Origin of the sequence: Pseudomonas silesiensis (genome assembly GCF_001661075.1) — a bacterium.
Lineage (GTDB): Bacteria > Pseudomonadota > Gammaproteobacteria > Pseudomonadales > Pseudomonadaceae > Aquipseudomonas > Aquipseudomonas silesiensis.
The window spans coordinates 5,420,951-5,437,378 of the sequence record NZ_CP014870.1 but is presented as its reverse complement, the minus strand read 5'-3'; the positions used below and the strand labels follow the sequence as shown (position 1 = coordinate 5,437,378).

Genomic DNA, 16,428 nt, shown 5'->3' with positions numbered 1-16,428 from the left:
ATGGCTACACCCCAACTATTACAACTGCTGGCACCTTTGTCCGGCGTGCTGATGCCACTGGATCAGGTACCGGACCCGGTATTCTCGACCCGGGTGATCGGCGACGGCCTGTGCATCGACCCAACCTCGCAAACCCTTAGTGCGCCGCTGGCCGGGGTGATCAGCAATGTCCAGGCCAGTGGGCATGCCATCAGCATCACCGACGACAATGGCGTGCAGGTGTTGATGCACATCGGGCTCGACACGGTGAACCTGGCCGGCAAGGGTTTTACCCGGTTGGTGGAGGAAGGCCAGCGGGTTGAGGCAGGGCAGGCGCTGATCGAATTCGATGCCGATTACATCGCCTTGCACGCCCGTAGTCTGTTGACCTTGATGCTGGTGGTCAGCGGTGAGCCCTTTGCGTGGTTATCGCCTGAAACCGGCATGGTGGACGGGGGCCAGCCGCTGCTGAGCTTGCATTGCGTCGAGCAGATAGCCGATGAGCCGGCACCGGAAGAGGGCGAGGCGCTGTTCTCCAGGACCGTGACGCTGGCCAATCCAAATGGCTTGCATGCCCGTCCCGCCGCAGTGTTCGCCCAGGCTGCCAAAGGTTTTTCGGCGAGCATTTATCTGCATAAACAGCAGGAGAGCGCCAACGCCAAATCCCTGGTGGCAATCATGGCGTTGCAGACGGCTTTTGGCGACACCGTGCAAGTCAGCGCGGCGGGCCAGGATGCTGAAAAGGCGATCGATACGCTGGAGAAATTGCTGACCTCTGGCTGTGGGGAAACAGTGTCGGTGTCGGCGCAAGTCGAGGCGCTGGAGCCTTCATCCTCGAAGGTGTTGCGCGGCGTGTGTGCGTCACCGGGGTCGGCCTTTGGTCAGGTGGTGCAGATCGCTGAACAGCGGCTTGAGGTGAGCGAGCCCGGCAGAGGGGCGCAGGTTGAGCGCGAGCAACTCTCGCGTGCCTTGGCCCAAGCGGATCTGGCTTTGCAGCTTTTGCGTGACAAGGCTACCGGGGATGCCCAGGTAGAGATCTTCAAGGCCCATCAGGAATTGCTCGAAGACCCGAGCCTGCTGGATCAGGCCAATGTGCTGATCAGCGAAGGCAAGAGCGCGGCGTTTGCCTGGCGCGCCGCGACCGAGGCGACGGCAGCCTTGTTCAAAGGTCTGGGCAGTGCGTTGCTGGCCGAGCGGGCGGCGGACCTGGCGGATGTCGGCCAGCGGGTGCTGAAGCTGATCCTTGGCGTGCAGGATCAAGCGATCGAGCTGCCCGAAGGGGCGATTCTGATCGCCGATCAACTGACGCCATCCCAGACCGCCGGGCTCGATACCCGCAAGGTCCTGGGTTTTGCCACGGTCGGTGGTGGTGCCACCAGTCACGTCGCGATTCTGGCACGGGCTGCCGGTTTGCCGGCGATCTGCGGCTTGCCCATCCAGGTACTCTCGCTGAGGAACGGCAGCCTGGTGTTGCTCGACGCCGACAAGGGCGAACTGCACCTGGACCCGGAACTGGCCGCCATCGAGCAACTGCGGGTCGATCGCCAGCGCCAGGAGCAACGCCATCAGCATGTCCTGGCGCACGCAACGCTGGCCGCCTGCACCCGAGATGGTCATCACGTCGAAGTCACGGCCAACATCGCCTCGCTGGGCGAGGCCGAGCAGGCCATGTCCCTGGGCGGCGAGGGCGTCGGTCTGTTGCGTTCGGAGTTTCTGTATCTGGATCGCAACCACGCGCCGAGCCATGAAGAACAGGCCTCCACCTACAGCGCCATCGCGCGTGCCCTGGGACCCACTCGCAGCCTGGTAGTGCGCACCCTGGATGTTGGCGGCGACAAACCTCTGGCCTACGTACCGATGGACGCCGAAACCAACCCGTTCCTCGGCATGCGTGGCATTCGCTTGTGTCTGGAGCGTCCGCAACTGTTGCGCGATCAGTTCAAGGCCATCCTTGCCTGCGCAGGGCTGGCGCAACTGCACATCATGCTGCCGATGGTCACGCAGCTGTCGGAGCTGCGACTGGCCCGGCAGCTGCTTGAGGAAGAGGCGATGGCATTGGGGCTCGCTGAACTGCCGAAGCTGGGGATCATGATCGAGGTACCGGCTGCGGCGCTGATGGCCGACCTGTTTGCGCCGGAGGTGGATTTCTTCTCGATCGGTACCAACGATCTGACCCAATACACGCTGGCCATGGACCGCGATCACCCACGGCTGGCCGCTCAGGCCGATAGCTTCCATCCGTCGGTGCTGCGCCTGATCGCCAGCACCGTCAAGGCCGCCCATGCCCACGGCAAATGGGTCGGCGTGTGTGGGGCCATGGCTTCCGAGACACTGGCGGTGCCGTTGTTGCTGGGCCTTGGGGTGGACGAACTGTCGGTGAGCGTGCCGTTGATTCCGGCGATCAAGGCCGCGGTTCGCGAAGTGGACCTGGTGGACTGCCAGGCCATCGCCCAGCAGGTGCTGGGCCTGGAGAGCGCCCAGCAGGTGCGCGAGGCGCTGCGGTTGTACCACGAGGCAACGGTCGATACTTCACTGGTTCTGGAGAACTGAACATGTTCGAGAAAATGCAGCGGGCGTTCTGGAAGGCGTTGACCCCGGATCTGGTGGTGGACGAGCCCAAGGTGATACCGCAATCGGTTGCCGGGTTGGCCGCAAACATCGTGGCGGCGCTGGGCGGTGTGGATAACCTCAAGTCGCAGAAGGCCGTGGCGCTGACCCGGGTTCGGGTGGAGTTGCGGGATGTGGCGCGGGTGGATCGGCAGGCTTTGACGGCGGCGGGGATACCGGGGGTGATGACGTTGGACGGCGGTGTCGTGCATCTGATCACCGGCCTGCAAGCATAAGGTATTCCTGTAGGAGCGAGCTTGCTCGCGATGCTTTTGGTGTTCCCGAAGACGCCATCCTCGGAACGCCGCCCTGAGCAAGCTCGCTCCCACCGGGCATCTGCCATGACGTGATGTGACCAACCGCCGCGCCACCCTTACTGTTTCTCATCCGCAGGTGTATCGTATTCGCCTTTTACAGGCCCCGCGCCTGTCGCTGATACGTGAGGTAGTTGAGTTCATGTCCTTTACCCGTCGCCAAATCCTCGGTGGCCTGGCCGGTCTTGTTGTCGTAGGCGTCGGAGCGGGGGGCGCGTCGCGGTACTGGCTGGGCAAAATGGCCGACGCCGACGCGGGTCATGACTATGAGCTGATCGCGGCACCGCTGGACGTCGAACTGGTGGCCGGGCACACAACCCAAGCCTGGGCGTTCGGCCCGTCGGCGCCGGGCACCGAGTTGCGCGTGCGTCAGGGTGAATGGCTGCGGGTGCGTTTCATCAACCACCTGCCGGTCGCGACCACCATCCACTGGCACGGCATCCGCCTGCCGCTGGAAATGGACGGCGTGCCCTACGTGTCGCAGCTGCCAGTGTTGCCGGGGGAATACTTCGACTACAAATTCCGCGTGCCCGACGCCGGCAGCTACTGGTATCACCCGCATGTGAACAGCAGCGAAGAACTGGGTCGCGGGCTGGTCGGTCCGCTGATCGTCGAAGAGCGCGAGCCCACCGGTTTCAAGTACGAGAAGACCTTGAGCCTCAAGAGCTGGCACGTCGATGAAGCGGGCGCGTTCGTCGCGTTCAGCATTCCTCGCGAAGCGGCCCGCGGCGGTACGGCGGGGCGTCTGTCGACGATCAATGGCGTGTCGCAAGCGGTGATCGACTTGCCCGCCGGGCAGATCACCCGTGTGCGTCTGCTCAATCTCGATAACACCCTGACTTACCGCCTCAACATCCCTGGGGTTGAAGCGCAGATCTACGCGCTGGACGGCAACCCCATCGAGCCGCGGCCACTGGGCAAGGAATACTGGCTTGGCCCCGGCATGCGCATTTGCCTGGCGATCAAGGCGCCGCCAGCCGGTGAAGAACTGTCCCTGCGCAACGGCCCGGTACGCCTGGGCACCTTGCGTTCGGTGGCGAACACCGATGCACCGACCGCATGGCCACCGGCGCTGCCCGCCAACCCGGTGGCCGAGCCGGACCTGGCCAATGCGGAGAAACTCAACTTCAATTTCGAATGGGTGGGCTCGGTATCGGTGAACGTCGACAATGGCCGGCCGCCGAGCCTGTGGCAGATCAACGGCAAGGCCTGGGACATTACGGACAAGACCTGCGCCGACCGCCCGATCGCCAAGCTCGAAAAGGGCAAGAGCTACATTTTCGAATTGAAGAACATGACTCAGTACCAGCACCCGATTCATCTGCACGGCATGAGTTTCAAAGTGATCGCTTCGAACCGGCACAAGGTGATTCCGTACTTCACCGACACCTACCTGCTGGGCAAGAACGAACGCGCCCAGGTGGCGCTGGTGGCGGATAATCCGGGGGTGTGGATGTTCCATTGCCATGTGATCGACCACATGGAAACCGGCCTCATGGCCGCTATCGAGGTGGCGTGATGCGGCAGATTCGTCCCGTGGCGATCATCGATCGCAGCCGTGATCGTGATTTCATGCGTGAAGCCCTGGCGCTCGCCGCCCAAGGCGCAGCGCTGGGCGAAGTGCCGGTGGGCGCGGTGCTGGTGCAGGACGGCAAGATCATCGGTCGCGGCTTCAACTGCCCGATCAGCGGCAACGATCCCAGCGCCCACGCCGAGATGGTCGCGATCCGCGCCGCCGCCCAGGCCGCGAGCAATTACCGTTTACCGGGCAGCACGCTCTACGTGACGCTTGAACCGTGCAGCATGTGCGCCGGGTTGATCGTGCATTCGCGGATCGCGCGGGTGGTGTATGGCGCGCTGGAGCCCAAGGCGGGGATTGTGCAGAGCCAGGGGCAGTTTTTTACCCAAGGGTTTTTGAATCATCGGGTGCTGTTTGAAGGCGGGGTGTTGGCGGAGGAGTGTGGGGCGGCCCTAAGCGAGTTCTTCAAGGCCCGCCGCGCAAAACCCGCAGACTGAACACCAAACCCTTGTGGGAGCGAGCTTGCTCGCGATAGCGGACTGGCATTCAACATCATCGTTGACTGACGGGACGCCATCGCGAGCAAGCTCGCTCCCACAGGGTTTTTCAGTGTCTGGGGTGCTGAATTTATTTGCGGGCGACAATCACCGCCCGCATCGGCGCCGGCAGCCCTTCAATCGTCTTGCTGTGGTCCTGCGGATCCAGGAAATCGCTCAACGACTGATACTTCATCCACTCCGTCCCGCGCTGTTCCTCGACCGTGGTCACGCTGACATCCACGCACTTCACATCGCTGAACCCGGCACGTCGCAACCACAACTCCAGCGCCGGCACCGACGGCAGGAACCACACATTACGCATCTGCGCATACCGATCTTCCGGTACCAGCACCTGCTGCCGATCACCTTCGATCACCAGCGTCTCCAGCACCAGTTCGCCACCCTTGACCAGGCAATCCTTCAGCGCCAGCAAGTGCTCGATCGGCGAGCGGCGGTGGTAGAACACACCCATGGAAAACACCGTGTCGAAGCCTTCCAGATTGGCCGGCAGATCCTCAAAGGGAAACGGCAGGTGCCACGCGTTGGGCTCGGACAGGTAGCGCTGCACCGCCTGGAACTGGCAGAAGAACAGCCAGTTCGGATCGACGCCGATCACGCTGTCAGCCCCGGCACCGAGCATGCGCCACATGTAATAGCCGTTGCCGCAACCGACATCGAGGATGCGTTTGCCCTTGAGGTTCAAGTGCGGCGCGACCCGGGACCACTTCCAGTCCGAGCGCCATTCGGTGTCGACATGCACGCCAAACAGATCGAACGGCCCCTTGCGCCAGGGCGACAAACCCATCAAGGCCGTGCGCATCTGCGTGCGGGTTTCAACGTCGCAATCGGTGTCCAGCGTCAAGCCGTTCAACAAATCGACTTCGCTCGGCTGGATCTTCGGCAAGGCGTCCAGCGCGCTCTGCCAACGCTCCAGGTCGCCATGACCCTTTTCCATTTTCTTGTCGAGTTGCGCTTGCAGGGTGTTGGCCCAGGCAGCCAGGGGAGTACCGGCCAGTCGGCGGGCGAGGGGGGACAGATCAATCATGGCAAGGCAATCAACGAGGCAAAGTTAAGACACTGGAACCACGGCACGACTTTCGAGAACCCGGCCGCCAGCAGGCGTTCGCGGTGTTCTTCGAGGCTGTCGGGCTTCATGACGTTTTCGATGGCGCTGCGCTTCTGGGCGATTTCCAGTTCGCTGTAGCCGTTGGCGCGTTTGAAGGCGACATGCAACTCGGTGAGCAGCGCGTGCTCTTGCGGATCATTGAAACGCAGCTTTTCCGAAAGGATCAGCGCGCCGCCGGGCAGCAGCGACTGGCGGATGCGCGCGAGCAACGCGGTGCGCTGGTCCGGGGCAATGAATTGCAGGGTGAAGTTCAGCGCCACCACCGAGGCTGGCTGGAATTGCAGGGCGAGGATGTCGCCTTCGATCACTTCGACGGGCAGCAACTCCTGGAACATCGAGTCCTGGCCGTTGAGATACTCGCGGCAGCGCTCGACCATGGCGGCGGAGTTATCCACAGCGATCACCCGGCAACCGTCTGTGCGCACATGGCGGCGCAAGGCCTGGGTCACGGCACCGAGGGACGAACCCAGGTCGTAAAGCACGCTGTTCGGCTGAGCGAACTGCGCGGCGAGCACACCGAGGTTTTCGACGATGGTCGGATAACCCGGCACCGAGCGCTTGATCATGTCCGGGAACACCCGCACCACGTCCTCGTTAAAGGCGAAGTCGGGCACCTGGGCCAAAGGCTGGGCGAATAGGCGATCGGGTTCTTTGCTCACGGCGGTTCCAGCGGCGTAGGTGGAAAAGGCCGGCATTTTAGCCAACTTGGCGCGGGGATGCGCGGGTTGTCTGATAAACCGTGTTTACCCTTCAGCGCGGTTTCTGAGTGAACGCCGACGCTGTGATTCCCCATTGCCCCAGCCAATAGCTGAGGATGATCACATAAGGCGCCGAATGGAACGGCGCGACAAACCTGTCTATGCCAATTACGCTGTCAGAAAACACAAACGCCACCGCGCCCGCCGCCGCCAGCAGCGCCGAGCGTTGGGGTACGTCGCTGCCGAGTCGGGCCAGCGCCCTCCAGAGCATTGCAGTGATGGCCAGGCCATAGATGATCACCGGGATCAGCAATGTCCCCAACCCGTGAGCAATCAGAACCCCCAGCAGTGCTGCACCGACAACCAGCGCCAGGATCAGCGGCACCACCGCCAACCGCCGACAATCGCTCAAGTAGGCTTTCAGATACGCCAGGTGAGCCAGGAGAAACGCACCGAGGCCGAACACAAACAAATCCCCCGGCCACGCCAGCAGCACATCGCCGAGCAGGGAGCACATCAAGCCAAGGCTGATCCAGCGTCGATACTCGCCAGGCGGTGCGTCGTGCAGCCAGCCGAGCAAGGCGAGTACCGGCAGCGGCTTCACCAACAGGCACATCAAGGTGGCGTGCACGCTCAGGCCGTAAAGAAACGTTATCGCGCCCATCAACGCCAGAATCAGCCAGCCCACAATCAGTTAACCGAGATCGCGCAGTCGAAGGTTTCCACCGGCAATACTTCCGGCGCCCAGGGCTGCTGGGAGGTCAAACGCAAGCGTCCCGTGCCGGTAGCGAATGTCTGAAAGCGCCAGGTCGACACACCGGCGGCACCGACAACGCCCGCATCCTCCGGGTTCCGATATACCTCCGGCCCCAGTGAGCGCAACACGCCACCGGCGGAATCCTGTATCGCCCAGCGGTAACCCGTGGTCGGGTTGCTCGGCAGGATCACGATCAAATTTTGCCCACTGTGCAGTTGCACCGGGCATTCGCTTTGTTTCTCCACGGTCACGTTTTGGGCCGGTTGCGTGGCGCAAGCGGCCAGCAGGGTGAGGGCGAGGGGAACTAACAAGCGGGTAGGGGACATAAGTCAGCAGCTCCGGCGTTCACGACGAACGGCGAGCATAGCTTAAGACGATACAAAGTGTGACCAGAGCCTTGGAAGAGAATGCTGGTGGATCAGGCTCTGGAGCGGGGGAAACTGTGGAGCTGATTAAGCATTTAGCCCGTAATGTCGAGCTCGCCTTCAATCTCGAGGTTGTCCGGGCTATAGAACTTCAGGTTAAACGTTAGTTGATACCTTTTAGTGGCATTGTTTAAGGTGGCGGTGAACGTTCCGGCGTACGCGGATTGCATCATGCTGCCGCTGTAATACTTAACGGAACGCAAATACCCTTCACGCACAAAGTTTTGTTCTCCGCCTGGCGTGGCTTCATCGATATCCAACTCGAAAGACATCCCGTCTGGAAAGCCTGGGTTGACATGCGCCTCAATGACAATCCATTTGCCAGAGCGGCTTGCGAAAACCATCTCGGAATTGAAGAATTCTTGATCGTTTCTTTTGGCTTTGAAGTAACCGGTAGCCTGTGATCGAGTCGTCGGTTTTAGGTGGGTCATGAGTGGGCCTGTGAATAAATAGGAATTAAGTTTGAATTGAAAATTTAGCATCACTCTTTTTGAATGGATACTGTCAATTGTGCTAGTTTTTTATATTTAAATTTCGGTAATTTGCCGGTTTTTATGCGAAGTGGCAATTTCGATAGAGGTGGAAAATAACTTGGTTAGTTTTCCAGGCAGAAACAAAACGTGCCTTCGGCTACAAACTCATGATTTTGTCTGTCTTTGAATTTGACGTCGAATGTGCCGGCATATTCTCGCGTGTCAGCGTTCACGGACAGGTTCATGACACCCTCAGATGCCCAGTAGCTGGTATAAGGCGGCAGGAACTCTGTAAAAGCGATCTCGATCAATTGATCGGGCGAATTTAATGGGTAAGTGCCGGTTTCAATGTTCTTCGGCAGGTAAATATCTAAGGCACGATCTTCAGGGGTGTATTTTTCACCGGCTTTGAAAATAGCCAGGATTTCCCGGGAGCCGACGCTGCTGTAAAACTCTTCAGAGTCGAATGGGCCACGGTCCTGAACGGTGGCACTCAAATAGTTTTTCTGGCAGCAACGGTGGAACGCTCTTTCGTCATTGATGCACTGATCGACAAGGCTTCTTCGTAGTTGGATATTCATGGGGTTCATCTCTTTCAAGGATCGTTGGAGCCTTGAATTTACCGTCAATGATGAATCCGGAATACTATTGGAATTAACAGGTTGTACGTAAGGATGTTTCAGTTTGCAGGGTATTGTTCAAGGCAAAAAAAGGCCAGGCAATAGCCTGGCCTTTTTAGTGTCGGGTTTGCCGGCTTAGAACAACACTTTCGCCACATCCGCAAAGCGCTTGGCAAAGTGCACGGTTATCCCTTCCTTAAGATAATCCGGCAATTCCTCGAAACTGCCACGGTTCGGCTCCGGCAAGATCAACTCAAAGATCTTCTGCCGCCGCGCCGCAATCACCTTCTCGCGCACCCCGCCAATCGGCAGCACATGCCCGGTCAACGTCAGTTCGCCGGTCATGGCCACGCCTTTTTTCGGTGGCTGGTTACGGGCCAGGGACAGCAGGGCGCTGGCCATGGTCACGCCCGCGCTCGGGCCGTCTTTCGGGGTGGCGCCTTCAGGAACGTGGAGGTGGACGAAGGCTTCGTCGAAGAATTTCGGATCACCGCCAAACGACTTCAGATTGGAACTGACGTAGCTGTAGGCGATTTCCGCCGACTCCTTCATGACATCACCCAGCTGCCCGGTGAGTTTGAAACCACGGTTCAAGGTATGAATCCGCGTCGCTTCGATCGGCAGGGTCGCGCCGCCCATGCTGGTCCAGGCCAGGCCAGTGATGACACCGGTGCCCGACAGTACCTGCTCGTTGCGGAACACCGGATGGCCGAGGGACGCTTCGAGGTCTTTCGGTCCGAGCTTGATCACCGCTTTCGGGTCGTCGATCAGCTTGACCACGGCCTTGCGCACCAGTTTGCCCAGTTGTTTTTCCAGCTGGCGCACCCCGGCTTCACGGGCGTAGCCATCGATCAAGGCTTTCAACGCACTGTCGCTGATGGCCAGGCTGCCTTTGGACACGCCGGCTTTTTCAAGCTGCTTGGGCCACAGGTGTCGCTTGGCGATGGCGATTTTTTCTTCGGTGATGTAACCCGACAGGCGAATCACTTCCATCCGGTCCAGCAACGGGCCCGGGATCGAATCCAGGGTGTTGGCGGTACAGATGAACAGCACTTTCGACAGGTCCAGGCGCAAGTCCAGGTAGTGGTCGAGGAATTCGACGTTCTGTTCCGGGTCCAGGGTTTCCAGCAGCGCGGAGGCCGGGTCGCCCTGATAGCTCTGGCCCATCTTGTCGATCTCGTCGAGCATGATCACCGGGTTCATCACTTCGACGTCTTTCAGCGCATGGACGAGTTTGCCCGGCTGCGCGCCGATGTAGGTGCGGCGATGGCCCTTGATCTCGGCTTCGTCGCGCATGCCGCCGAGGCTGAAGCGGTAGAACGGCCGGCCCAGGGATTCGGCGATGGATTTGCCGACGCTGGTCTTGCCCACGCCCGGCGGGCCTACCAACAGCACGATGGAACCGCTGATCTCGCCTTTATAGGCACCCACCGCGAGGAATTCGAGGATGCGGTCCTTGATGTCGTCGAGACCGGCATGGTGTTTGTCCAGCACCTTGCGCGCATGCTTGAGGTCGAGTTTGTCCTCGCCGTACACGCCCCACGGTACTGCAGTCGCCCAGTCGAGGTAGTTGCGGGTCACCGCGTACTCCGGCGAGCCGGTCTCGAGGATCGACAGCTTGTTCATTTCCTCGTCGATGCGTTTCTGCGCCTGGGCCGGCAACACTTTGCCTTCCAGACGTTGCTCGAACTGTTCGATGTCGGCGCTGCGGTCATCCTTGGTCAGCCCCAGCTCTTGCTGTATGACCTTGAGTTGTTCCTTGAGGAAGAATTCGCGCTGATGCTCGCCGATCTTGCGGTTAACCTCGGCGGAAATCTCTTTCTGCAGGCGCGCGACTTCGACTTCCTTGCGCAGCATGGGCAGGACTTTTTCCATGCGCTTGAGCATCGGCACGCAGTCGAGCACTTCCTGCAGTTCGCTGCCTGTTGCCGACGTGAGCGCGGCGGCGAAGTCGGTCAGCGGCGACGGGTCGTTGGGGCTGAAGCGGTTGAGGTAGTTCTTCAGCTCTTCGCTGTACAGCGGGTTGAGCGGCAGCAACTCCTTGATCGCGTTGATCAGCGCCATGCCGTAGGCCTTGACCTCGTCGGTCGGCTCGGTGGGCTGGTGCGGGTACTCGACTTCCACCAGATACGGCGGGCGATGGTGCTTGAGCCAGGTCTTGAGACGTACACGAGTCAGGCCCTGGGCGACGAATTGCAGTTTGCCGTTTTCGCGACTGGCGTGGTGCACCTTGACCAGCGTGCCGTAGAGCGGCAGGGCCGAGGTGTCGAAATGGCGCGGATCTTCCTGGGGCGTGTCCATGTAGAACAGGGCCAGGCAGTGGTGATCGGATTTGCTCACCAGATCCAGGGTTTCAGCCCAGGGTTCTTCATTGACGATAACCGGCAGTACCTGGGCCGGGAAGAACGGGCGGTTGTGGATCGGGATGATGTAGACCTTGTCCGGCAGGTTCTGGCCTGGCAGGGCGAGGCCTTTGCCGGTGGAATGATGTTCAACGTTCTCCGGGTCGGCGTATTCGCTGGGGTCTTCAGGGAATTCTTGCTGGTCGCTCATGGGGCACCTGCGCAATGGAGTATGGGTCTTAGATGGGGCAGGTGGAGGGTGGTTTCAATGGCAGGGGCAATTCGTGCGCTCTGTTCAGGGTTTGGACAGGTCGTCAATCGTCGGTGTGGCGGGTTCAAAACAGATGGCGTGCCAGTTGCCTCGGGCCATCGCCCGCCTGATCGAAGATCCATTGCTCCACCCCCGGCAATTTTCGTAAGGCCGTGTAGACAGCCGAGACATCTTGCAACGTGCACAGCACATGCACGTTAGGGCCGGCATCCACCGTCGAGCACACTTGCAAGCCGTCGCGCCGCAGTTGTCGAACCCGCGCCAGAATCTCCAGCGTCACCGGTTGCCAGTAAAAGATCGCGGGTTTTGAAGTCATGGCGATCATGTGCATTTCCACGGCTTCGCGCTCCACGGTATCGGCCAATGTGTCGAAGTCGCGGTTCAGGATGGCTTCGCGCAGGGTATTGAGTCGCTCGGGCAACTGGGTCAGGCGAGCCGCGTAAAAAGGGCTGCTGGCGGCGAGGCGATGGCCTTCTCGGGAGCTGATGTTTTTGTGCCCGGCATCGACGACAGCGATCAGGTCATGCAGGGGCCAATGCTGCGCGGGTGCGAACTGTTCTGCGGGGCAGTGCAGTTGGCCAGGATGGCCTGGCCACTGCACGAACCCGCCTATGACCGAGCGCGCTGCCGAGCCGGAGCCGGACAGACGTGCCAGTTGGCTGAGGTCGGGACTGTTGAACGATTGCCCGCAACGCAACGCGAACGCCAGTGCCAGCGCACTGAACCCGGAGGCCGATGAGGCAATGCCCGCACCGGTCGGGAAGCTGTTGACGGTTGCAATGCGCAACGGCTGCCAATCGTCGAAGTGTTGACGCAATTGCTGTAGATGCTGTTCGATCCCGCGGCGCATGGACGCTTGAGCAGGTATCAGTGAACCGCTGGCTGTTTTCCACAAAATCTCATCGCTCGTGCCGCTCGTTTGTCGCGCTAACGTGCAATAGCTGACGCACTGGTTCAGGGTCATCGAGAGAGAGGCATTGTTGGGCAAAGTCCGTTGGGCATCGCTCATGCCCCAGTATTTGATCAGCGCAATATTGCTGGGCGAGGACACGCTCACCTTATTCATGTTTCGCAGACCTCCAAACCATCGACGGCCAGTGGCGCGTTGATTCTGCGAAATTGCGCCAGTTCCGGAAGGGCCGGTGCGCCGATCACCAGCAGCGCGCCCGCCTGGTCGCCGGAGAGTGCACCGGCGCCGCAGATTTTTGCCGCACCGCCGACCCTTTCGATGGCCCGAATGACCTTGGCAATCTTCTTCGGCACCACGCCAAGACACTCCAGCGCCTGTTCATAGTCACGTAGCAGGTGCTTGAGGGTTTCGGGCATCAGGACGGGCCGTTGCAACAGGCTTCGAAAGCGTTCGGCACTGTGGCGCATGCTTTCCAGCAGCGGATTGTCGGGGCCTTCGAGCCGGTAGCGGGTGGCGGCGATCACCTGTCCCGTACTCTCGCGAGCGGGACCGGTGTCGTAGAGCTCGACGTCGCGCAGTTGCAGCCACGCCGCACTTTTGGGCCAGGAAATCAGCTTGAAACTGCCATTTGCCATGGGGCGCCGTTCGATTGTCGAACCTCGGAGGCTGGTGTTGTGATCGATCCCCGACGGTTGGCCGTGCTGGTAGCGTTCGATACTCATCGCCAGCGGCTCCAGCGGGTGCCGGGGCGGTTTCAGGTTGAAAAAACGCAACAGCGCCGCTGCCAGGCTGACGGCCAATGCACCCGAACTGCCGAATCCGGCGTTGGCCGGAATGCTCGATTCCACTCGAAGAGAAAAACCTCGCCAGTCTTCAGGCGCCAGCCTGAGCAGGAGTTCGCCGATGGCGCATTTGATCAGATGGTCGGCGTCGGTGGCCACTTCATAGGCAAAACCCTGTGCGGACGATTGGCGCACGCGCCCCACGTAGTCGAGCAGGGTTTGAAAGGTGTAGCACCGATGAAGGTTGAGGTCGGGCAATTGCAGCTCTATCTGCCCGTCCCCGCGCGGTTGCACCTTGATCGTGCAATACAGGCCCAGCGCAGTGGCAATGGCAGGGCATCCATGCAGGACGGCGTGCTCGCCCATCAGGATTATCTTGCCGGGCGCGCGCGCCTGGATGGTCATCGATGTCATTGTTCAGCGGCCCAGTTGCACATGGGCCTGGACCAGATGATGAGACGCCTGGGCCGCCATGATCGACAGTTCCCCGGCCAACACCAGCGCGCCGAGTATTTCGGCCAGGCGCAAGGTGTCGACGCCCGGCGCCTTGGCCCCGGGGACGATCCCCATCAACGCCAGCGCTTCTCGTTGAGTCCCGAGGCCGGTGCCGCCTCCGACGGTGCCCAGGGGCGTATCCGGCAACAGGATCGACGCATACAGGGCCCCGTTTCCCCTGTCTTCGATGCAGGTAATGCCCATGGCACTTTCCGCCACTTGGGCAACGTCTTGTCCGGTGGCGATAAAAAAGGCTGCAAGAATATTTGCATGATGGGCGTTACAGCCAATCGCACCCGCCATGGCCGAACCGAGCAAGTTCTTGCGGTACTGGACTTCACACAGCGATGCGGCATCGGTTTTCAGGATGTCGCGCACGATGTCGGCGCTCAGGCAGGCTTCGGCATAAATGCGTTTGCCCCGACCATTGAGGAAGTTGACCATGGCGGGTTTTTTGTCGGTGCAGTAATTGCCCGAGATGCTGATGCAGGGTACGCCCGTTGCCGGGCTGATCAGTTCAGTAATGGCTCTGTCGCAAGCGATGCTCGCCATATTCATGCCCATTGCATCGACGCTGTTGAAGCGAAAACGCAGGTAGATCGTGCAGCCAACCGTAGCCGGTGCGATGTCCTGCAACGTCAAGTGATGGCTGTCCCGCTCGCACAGTTGTTTGATCTCGTCGAAGTGGGTGTGTACCCACGCCAGGAAAGCCTGGGTCTGGATGATGCCGCTGGAGCGAAAGACCGGTGCTCGAGTAATCCCGACATCGTCGACCCGGACTACCGCACCGCCGGCAGCACGCAACGCGCTGCACCCCCTGGAAACACTGGCGATCAACGCGCCTTCGGTGGTGGCAAGCGGTGCAAAGACCGGTTCTCGAGCGGTGATGGCCCGGCCATTGACCCGCAGGGGGCCGGCGACCCCCACGGGAATCTGGATGGCACCGATAAAGTTCTCGCACTTGGCGGACTGCGGATCGAAGGTGTAGTCACCGATCGTGCCGAGCGGCGATCCGGTGATACGTTGCAAAGCCTCACGGCGCACGCGTGAGGCTTCCTTGCGTGACAGCGTCGCAGGCAACTGGTGCAAGCCGATATCACCCTTGACCAACGCCTCTGTCCAATGAGTGCGAAATTGGGTGTGGGACATGGCGGGCTCCGAGGATCAGCGAGTGCGAACGGTTGTGCGCTTGCTATGGATCTTCCTTGGGGGCGCAGACGACAGCTACTGTCATTGTTGCCAGTTTTTTAGATCGATTGGTTATTGAACGCTTATTGCGATGGATCAATTTGATCCAACACCCGATTCGCCGTGATCTCCGCGAGCATGATGCTATTTGAAATACCCAGAAGAGCATTGCGCGATCCGCCGTCCAGATGATCCACCAGGTGATGGACCATCACATCGACCGATGCCAACGTCTCGACCAGATAAACCACGAGGGTTTCGGTCGTGGCCTTTGGGTCCACCGTGAACAGGGTGCTGGGCGTGCGCGGGGTGGCTTTGATGTCGGCAGTCGACGGGAAATGGAGATCGAGGGCGCGTTCGGCGGCTTCGTTGAGTGTGTTTGAATCGGCGGATTCGCAGGGGGAGACGGCGTCGGTTTCGGGGGGATTCGGGGTTGGTTTGAACATGGTGAAGCTCCATTCGAAGAAAGAGAGTTCGCCACGACTGCGACCAAGCAGTTGGGTGGCGAACCGTACGCAGGTTGGTCGACCAGGGAATGGAACCCGGCAGGGCCGAAGCCCTCCCACGCACAGCTCGCCATGAAGCAAGCACGAAAAGTGCGCCATTCTAAACCTGGGCGACCAAACCCGTTCGCTGAATTTGCAGCGACCCCGAAGCCTATCCTCCCGACTTCCGACACGGCAACCTATAGAAGTTGTCGGAATCCTTCCTGGTAACCGCTAAATCTGTAGGACGTGCGCAAATTTTTCAGACGGATCACGTACAAATGTGGGAGCGAGACCGGCTTGCCGGCGAAAAACGTCAGAACGCTACGGGGTATCAGGCACGACGCGTTATCGTTGACGACCTTCGCCGGCAAGCCGGTCTCGCTCCTACATAAGGGCAGCAAATCATTCAAATTAGAAGCGGCAAAAACTGGTTATTGTCACCGTGCCGATGCAGGTGACTCGATCTGATCCAGCACCCGATTCGCCGTGATCTCCGCGAGCATGATGCTATTTGAAATACCCAGAAGAGCATTGCGCGATCCGCCGTCCAGATGATCCACCAGGTGATGGACCATCACATCGACCGATGCCAGCGTCTCGACCAGATAAACCACGAGGGTTTCGGTCGTGGCCTTTGGGTCCACCGTGAACAGGGTGTTGGGCGTGCGCGGGGTGGCTTTGATGTCGGCAGTCGACGGGAAGTGGAGATCGAGGGCGCGTTCGGCGGCTTCGTTGAGTTTGTTCGAATCGGCGGCGTAGGGGGAGACGGCGTCGTTTTCGGGGGGATTCGGGGAGGGTTTGAACATGGTGAAGCTCCAAGTAGGTAATGGAGCTGCCATTGATCGCCGCGACGCAATCAAAGGTGGCAGCTGTGCGCAGGTTCGCGGACCGAGCT

At 60.3% G+C, this 16,428-nt stretch carries 16 protein-coding genes; 4 read left to right on the top strand and 12 right to left on the bottom strand.

Translation table 11 applies throughout. From position 1 onward, the window contains the following. The 4 genes from ptsP (at position 1) to tadA (ending at position 4,916) form a co-directional block, all read left to right on the top strand. Positions 1-2,529, top strand: coding sequence for a phosphoenolpyruvate--protein phosphotransferase (gene ptsP / locus PMA3_RS24110; RefSeq protein WP_064680795.1), 2,529 nt, complete (start codon positions 1-3; stop codon positions 2,527-2,529). Between the two features lie 2 nt (positions 2,530-2,531). Further along, on the top strand, positions 2,532-2,822 hold the full coding sequence (locus PMA3_RS24105; protein ID WP_064679541.1) for a PTS sugar transporter subunit IIB: 291 nt from the start codon (positions 2,532-2,534) through the stop codon (positions 2,820-2,822). Positions 2,823-3,042: 220 nt separating this feature from the next. Next, positions 3,043-4,419 carry a multicopper oxidase family protein gene (locus PMA3_RS24100; RefSeq protein WP_064679540.1) on the top strand — a complete coding sequence of 459 codons (1,377 nt, stop codon included), beginning with the start codon at positions 3,043-3,045 and terminating at the stop codon, positions 4,417-4,419. Beyond that, positions 4,419-4,916 carry a tRNA adenosine(34) deaminase TadA gene (gene tadA, locus PMA3_RS24095; RefSeq protein WP_064679539.1) on the top strand — a complete coding sequence of 166 codons (498 nt, stop codon included), beginning with the start codon at positions 4,419-4,421 and terminating at the stop codon, positions 4,914-4,916. The genes PMA3_RS24100 and tadA overlap by 1 nt, the downstream gene beginning before the upstream one ends. A gap of 130 nt (positions 4,917-5,046) precedes the next feature. On the opposite strand, the gene cmoB is transcribed toward tadA, so the two are convergent. The 12 genes from cmoB to PMA3_RS24035 form a co-directional block, all read right to left on the bottom strand. Continuing rightward, entirely contained in the window at positions 5,047-6,003 is a 957-nt protein-coding gene (gene cmoB, locus PMA3_RS24090; protein WP_064679538.1) for a tRNA 5-methoxyuridine(34)/uridine 5-oxyacetic acid(34) synthase CmoB, read from the bottom strand. Next, positions 6,000-6,779 carry a carboxy-S-adenosyl-L-methionine synthase CmoA gene (cmoA, locus tag PMA3_RS24085; RefSeq protein WP_191637754.1) on the bottom strand — a complete coding sequence of 260 codons (780 nt, stop codon included), beginning with the start codon at positions 6,777-6,779 and terminating at the stop codon, positions 6,000-6,002. The genes cmoB and cmoA overlap by 4 nt, the downstream gene beginning before the upstream one ends. Before the next feature lie 55 nt (positions 6,780-6,834). After that, a complete protein-coding gene (locus tag PMA3_RS24080) occupies positions 6,835-7,470 on the bottom strand; it encodes a lysoplasmalogenase (protein ID WP_064679537.1) in 636 nt (211 codons plus the stop codon). Positions 7,471-7,472: 2 nt separating this feature from the next. Further along, positions 7,473-7,865, bottom strand: a complete 393-nt coding sequence (locus PMA3_RS24075) for a protease inhibitor I42 family protein (protein WP_064679536.1) — start codon at positions 7,863-7,865, stop codon at positions 7,473-7,475. Between the two features lie 134 nt (positions 7,866-7,999). Further along, on the bottom strand, positions 8,000-8,395 hold the full coding sequence (locus tag PMA3_RS24070; RefSeq protein ID WP_152032280.1) for a YdgA family protein: 396 nt from the start codon (positions 8,393-8,395) through the stop codon (positions 8,000-8,002). Between the two features lie 164 nt (positions 8,396-8,559). Continuing rightward, the gene (locus PMA3_RS24065; RefSeq protein ID WP_064679534.1) at positions 8,560-9,018 is read right to left on the bottom strand and encodes a hypothetical protein; all 459 of its coding nucleotides are present in this window, start codon (positions 9,016-9,018) and stop codon (positions 8,560-8,562) included. Positions 9,019-9,192: 174 nt separating this feature from the next. Then, a complete protein-coding gene (gene lon / locus PMA3_RS24060; protein ID WP_064679533.1) occupies positions 9,193-11,610 on the bottom strand; it encodes an endopeptidase La in 2,418 nt (805 codons plus the stop codon). Between the two features lie 124 nt (positions 11,611-11,734). Beyond that, entirely contained in the window at positions 11,735-12,736 is a 1,002-nt protein-coding gene (gene mvaD / locus PMA3_RS24055) for a diphosphomevalonate decarboxylase (RefSeq protein WP_064679532.1), read from the bottom strand. After that, on the bottom strand, positions 12,733-13,776 hold the full coding sequence (locus PMA3_RS24050; protein WP_082930407.1) for a mevalonate kinase family protein: 1,044 nt from the start codon (positions 13,774-13,776) through the stop codon (positions 12,733-12,735). The genes mvaD and PMA3_RS24050 overlap by 4 nt, the downstream gene beginning before the upstream one ends. A 3-nt stretch (positions 13,777-13,779) precedes the next feature. Further along, on the bottom strand, positions 13,780-15,006 hold the full coding sequence (locus PMA3_RS24045; RefSeq protein WP_064679530.1) for a hydroxymethylglutaryl-CoA reductase: 1,227 nt from the start codon (positions 15,004-15,006) through the stop codon (positions 13,780-13,782). Positions 15,007-15,128: 122 nt separating this feature from the next. Continuing rightward, the gene (locus PMA3_RS24040) at positions 15,129-15,491 is read right to left on the bottom strand and encodes a DUF6124 family protein (protein ID WP_064679529.1); all 363 of its coding nucleotides are present in this window, start codon (positions 15,489-15,491) and stop codon (positions 15,129-15,131) included. A 479-nt stretch (positions 15,492-15,970) separates the two neighbouring features. After that, complete coding sequence (locus tag PMA3_RS24035) at positions 15,971-16,339, bottom strand: DUF6124 family protein (RefSeq protein WP_064679528.1); 369 nt, start codon at positions 16,337-16,339, stop codon at positions 15,971-15,973. Between the last annotated feature and the right edge of the window lie 89 nt (positions 16,340-16,428).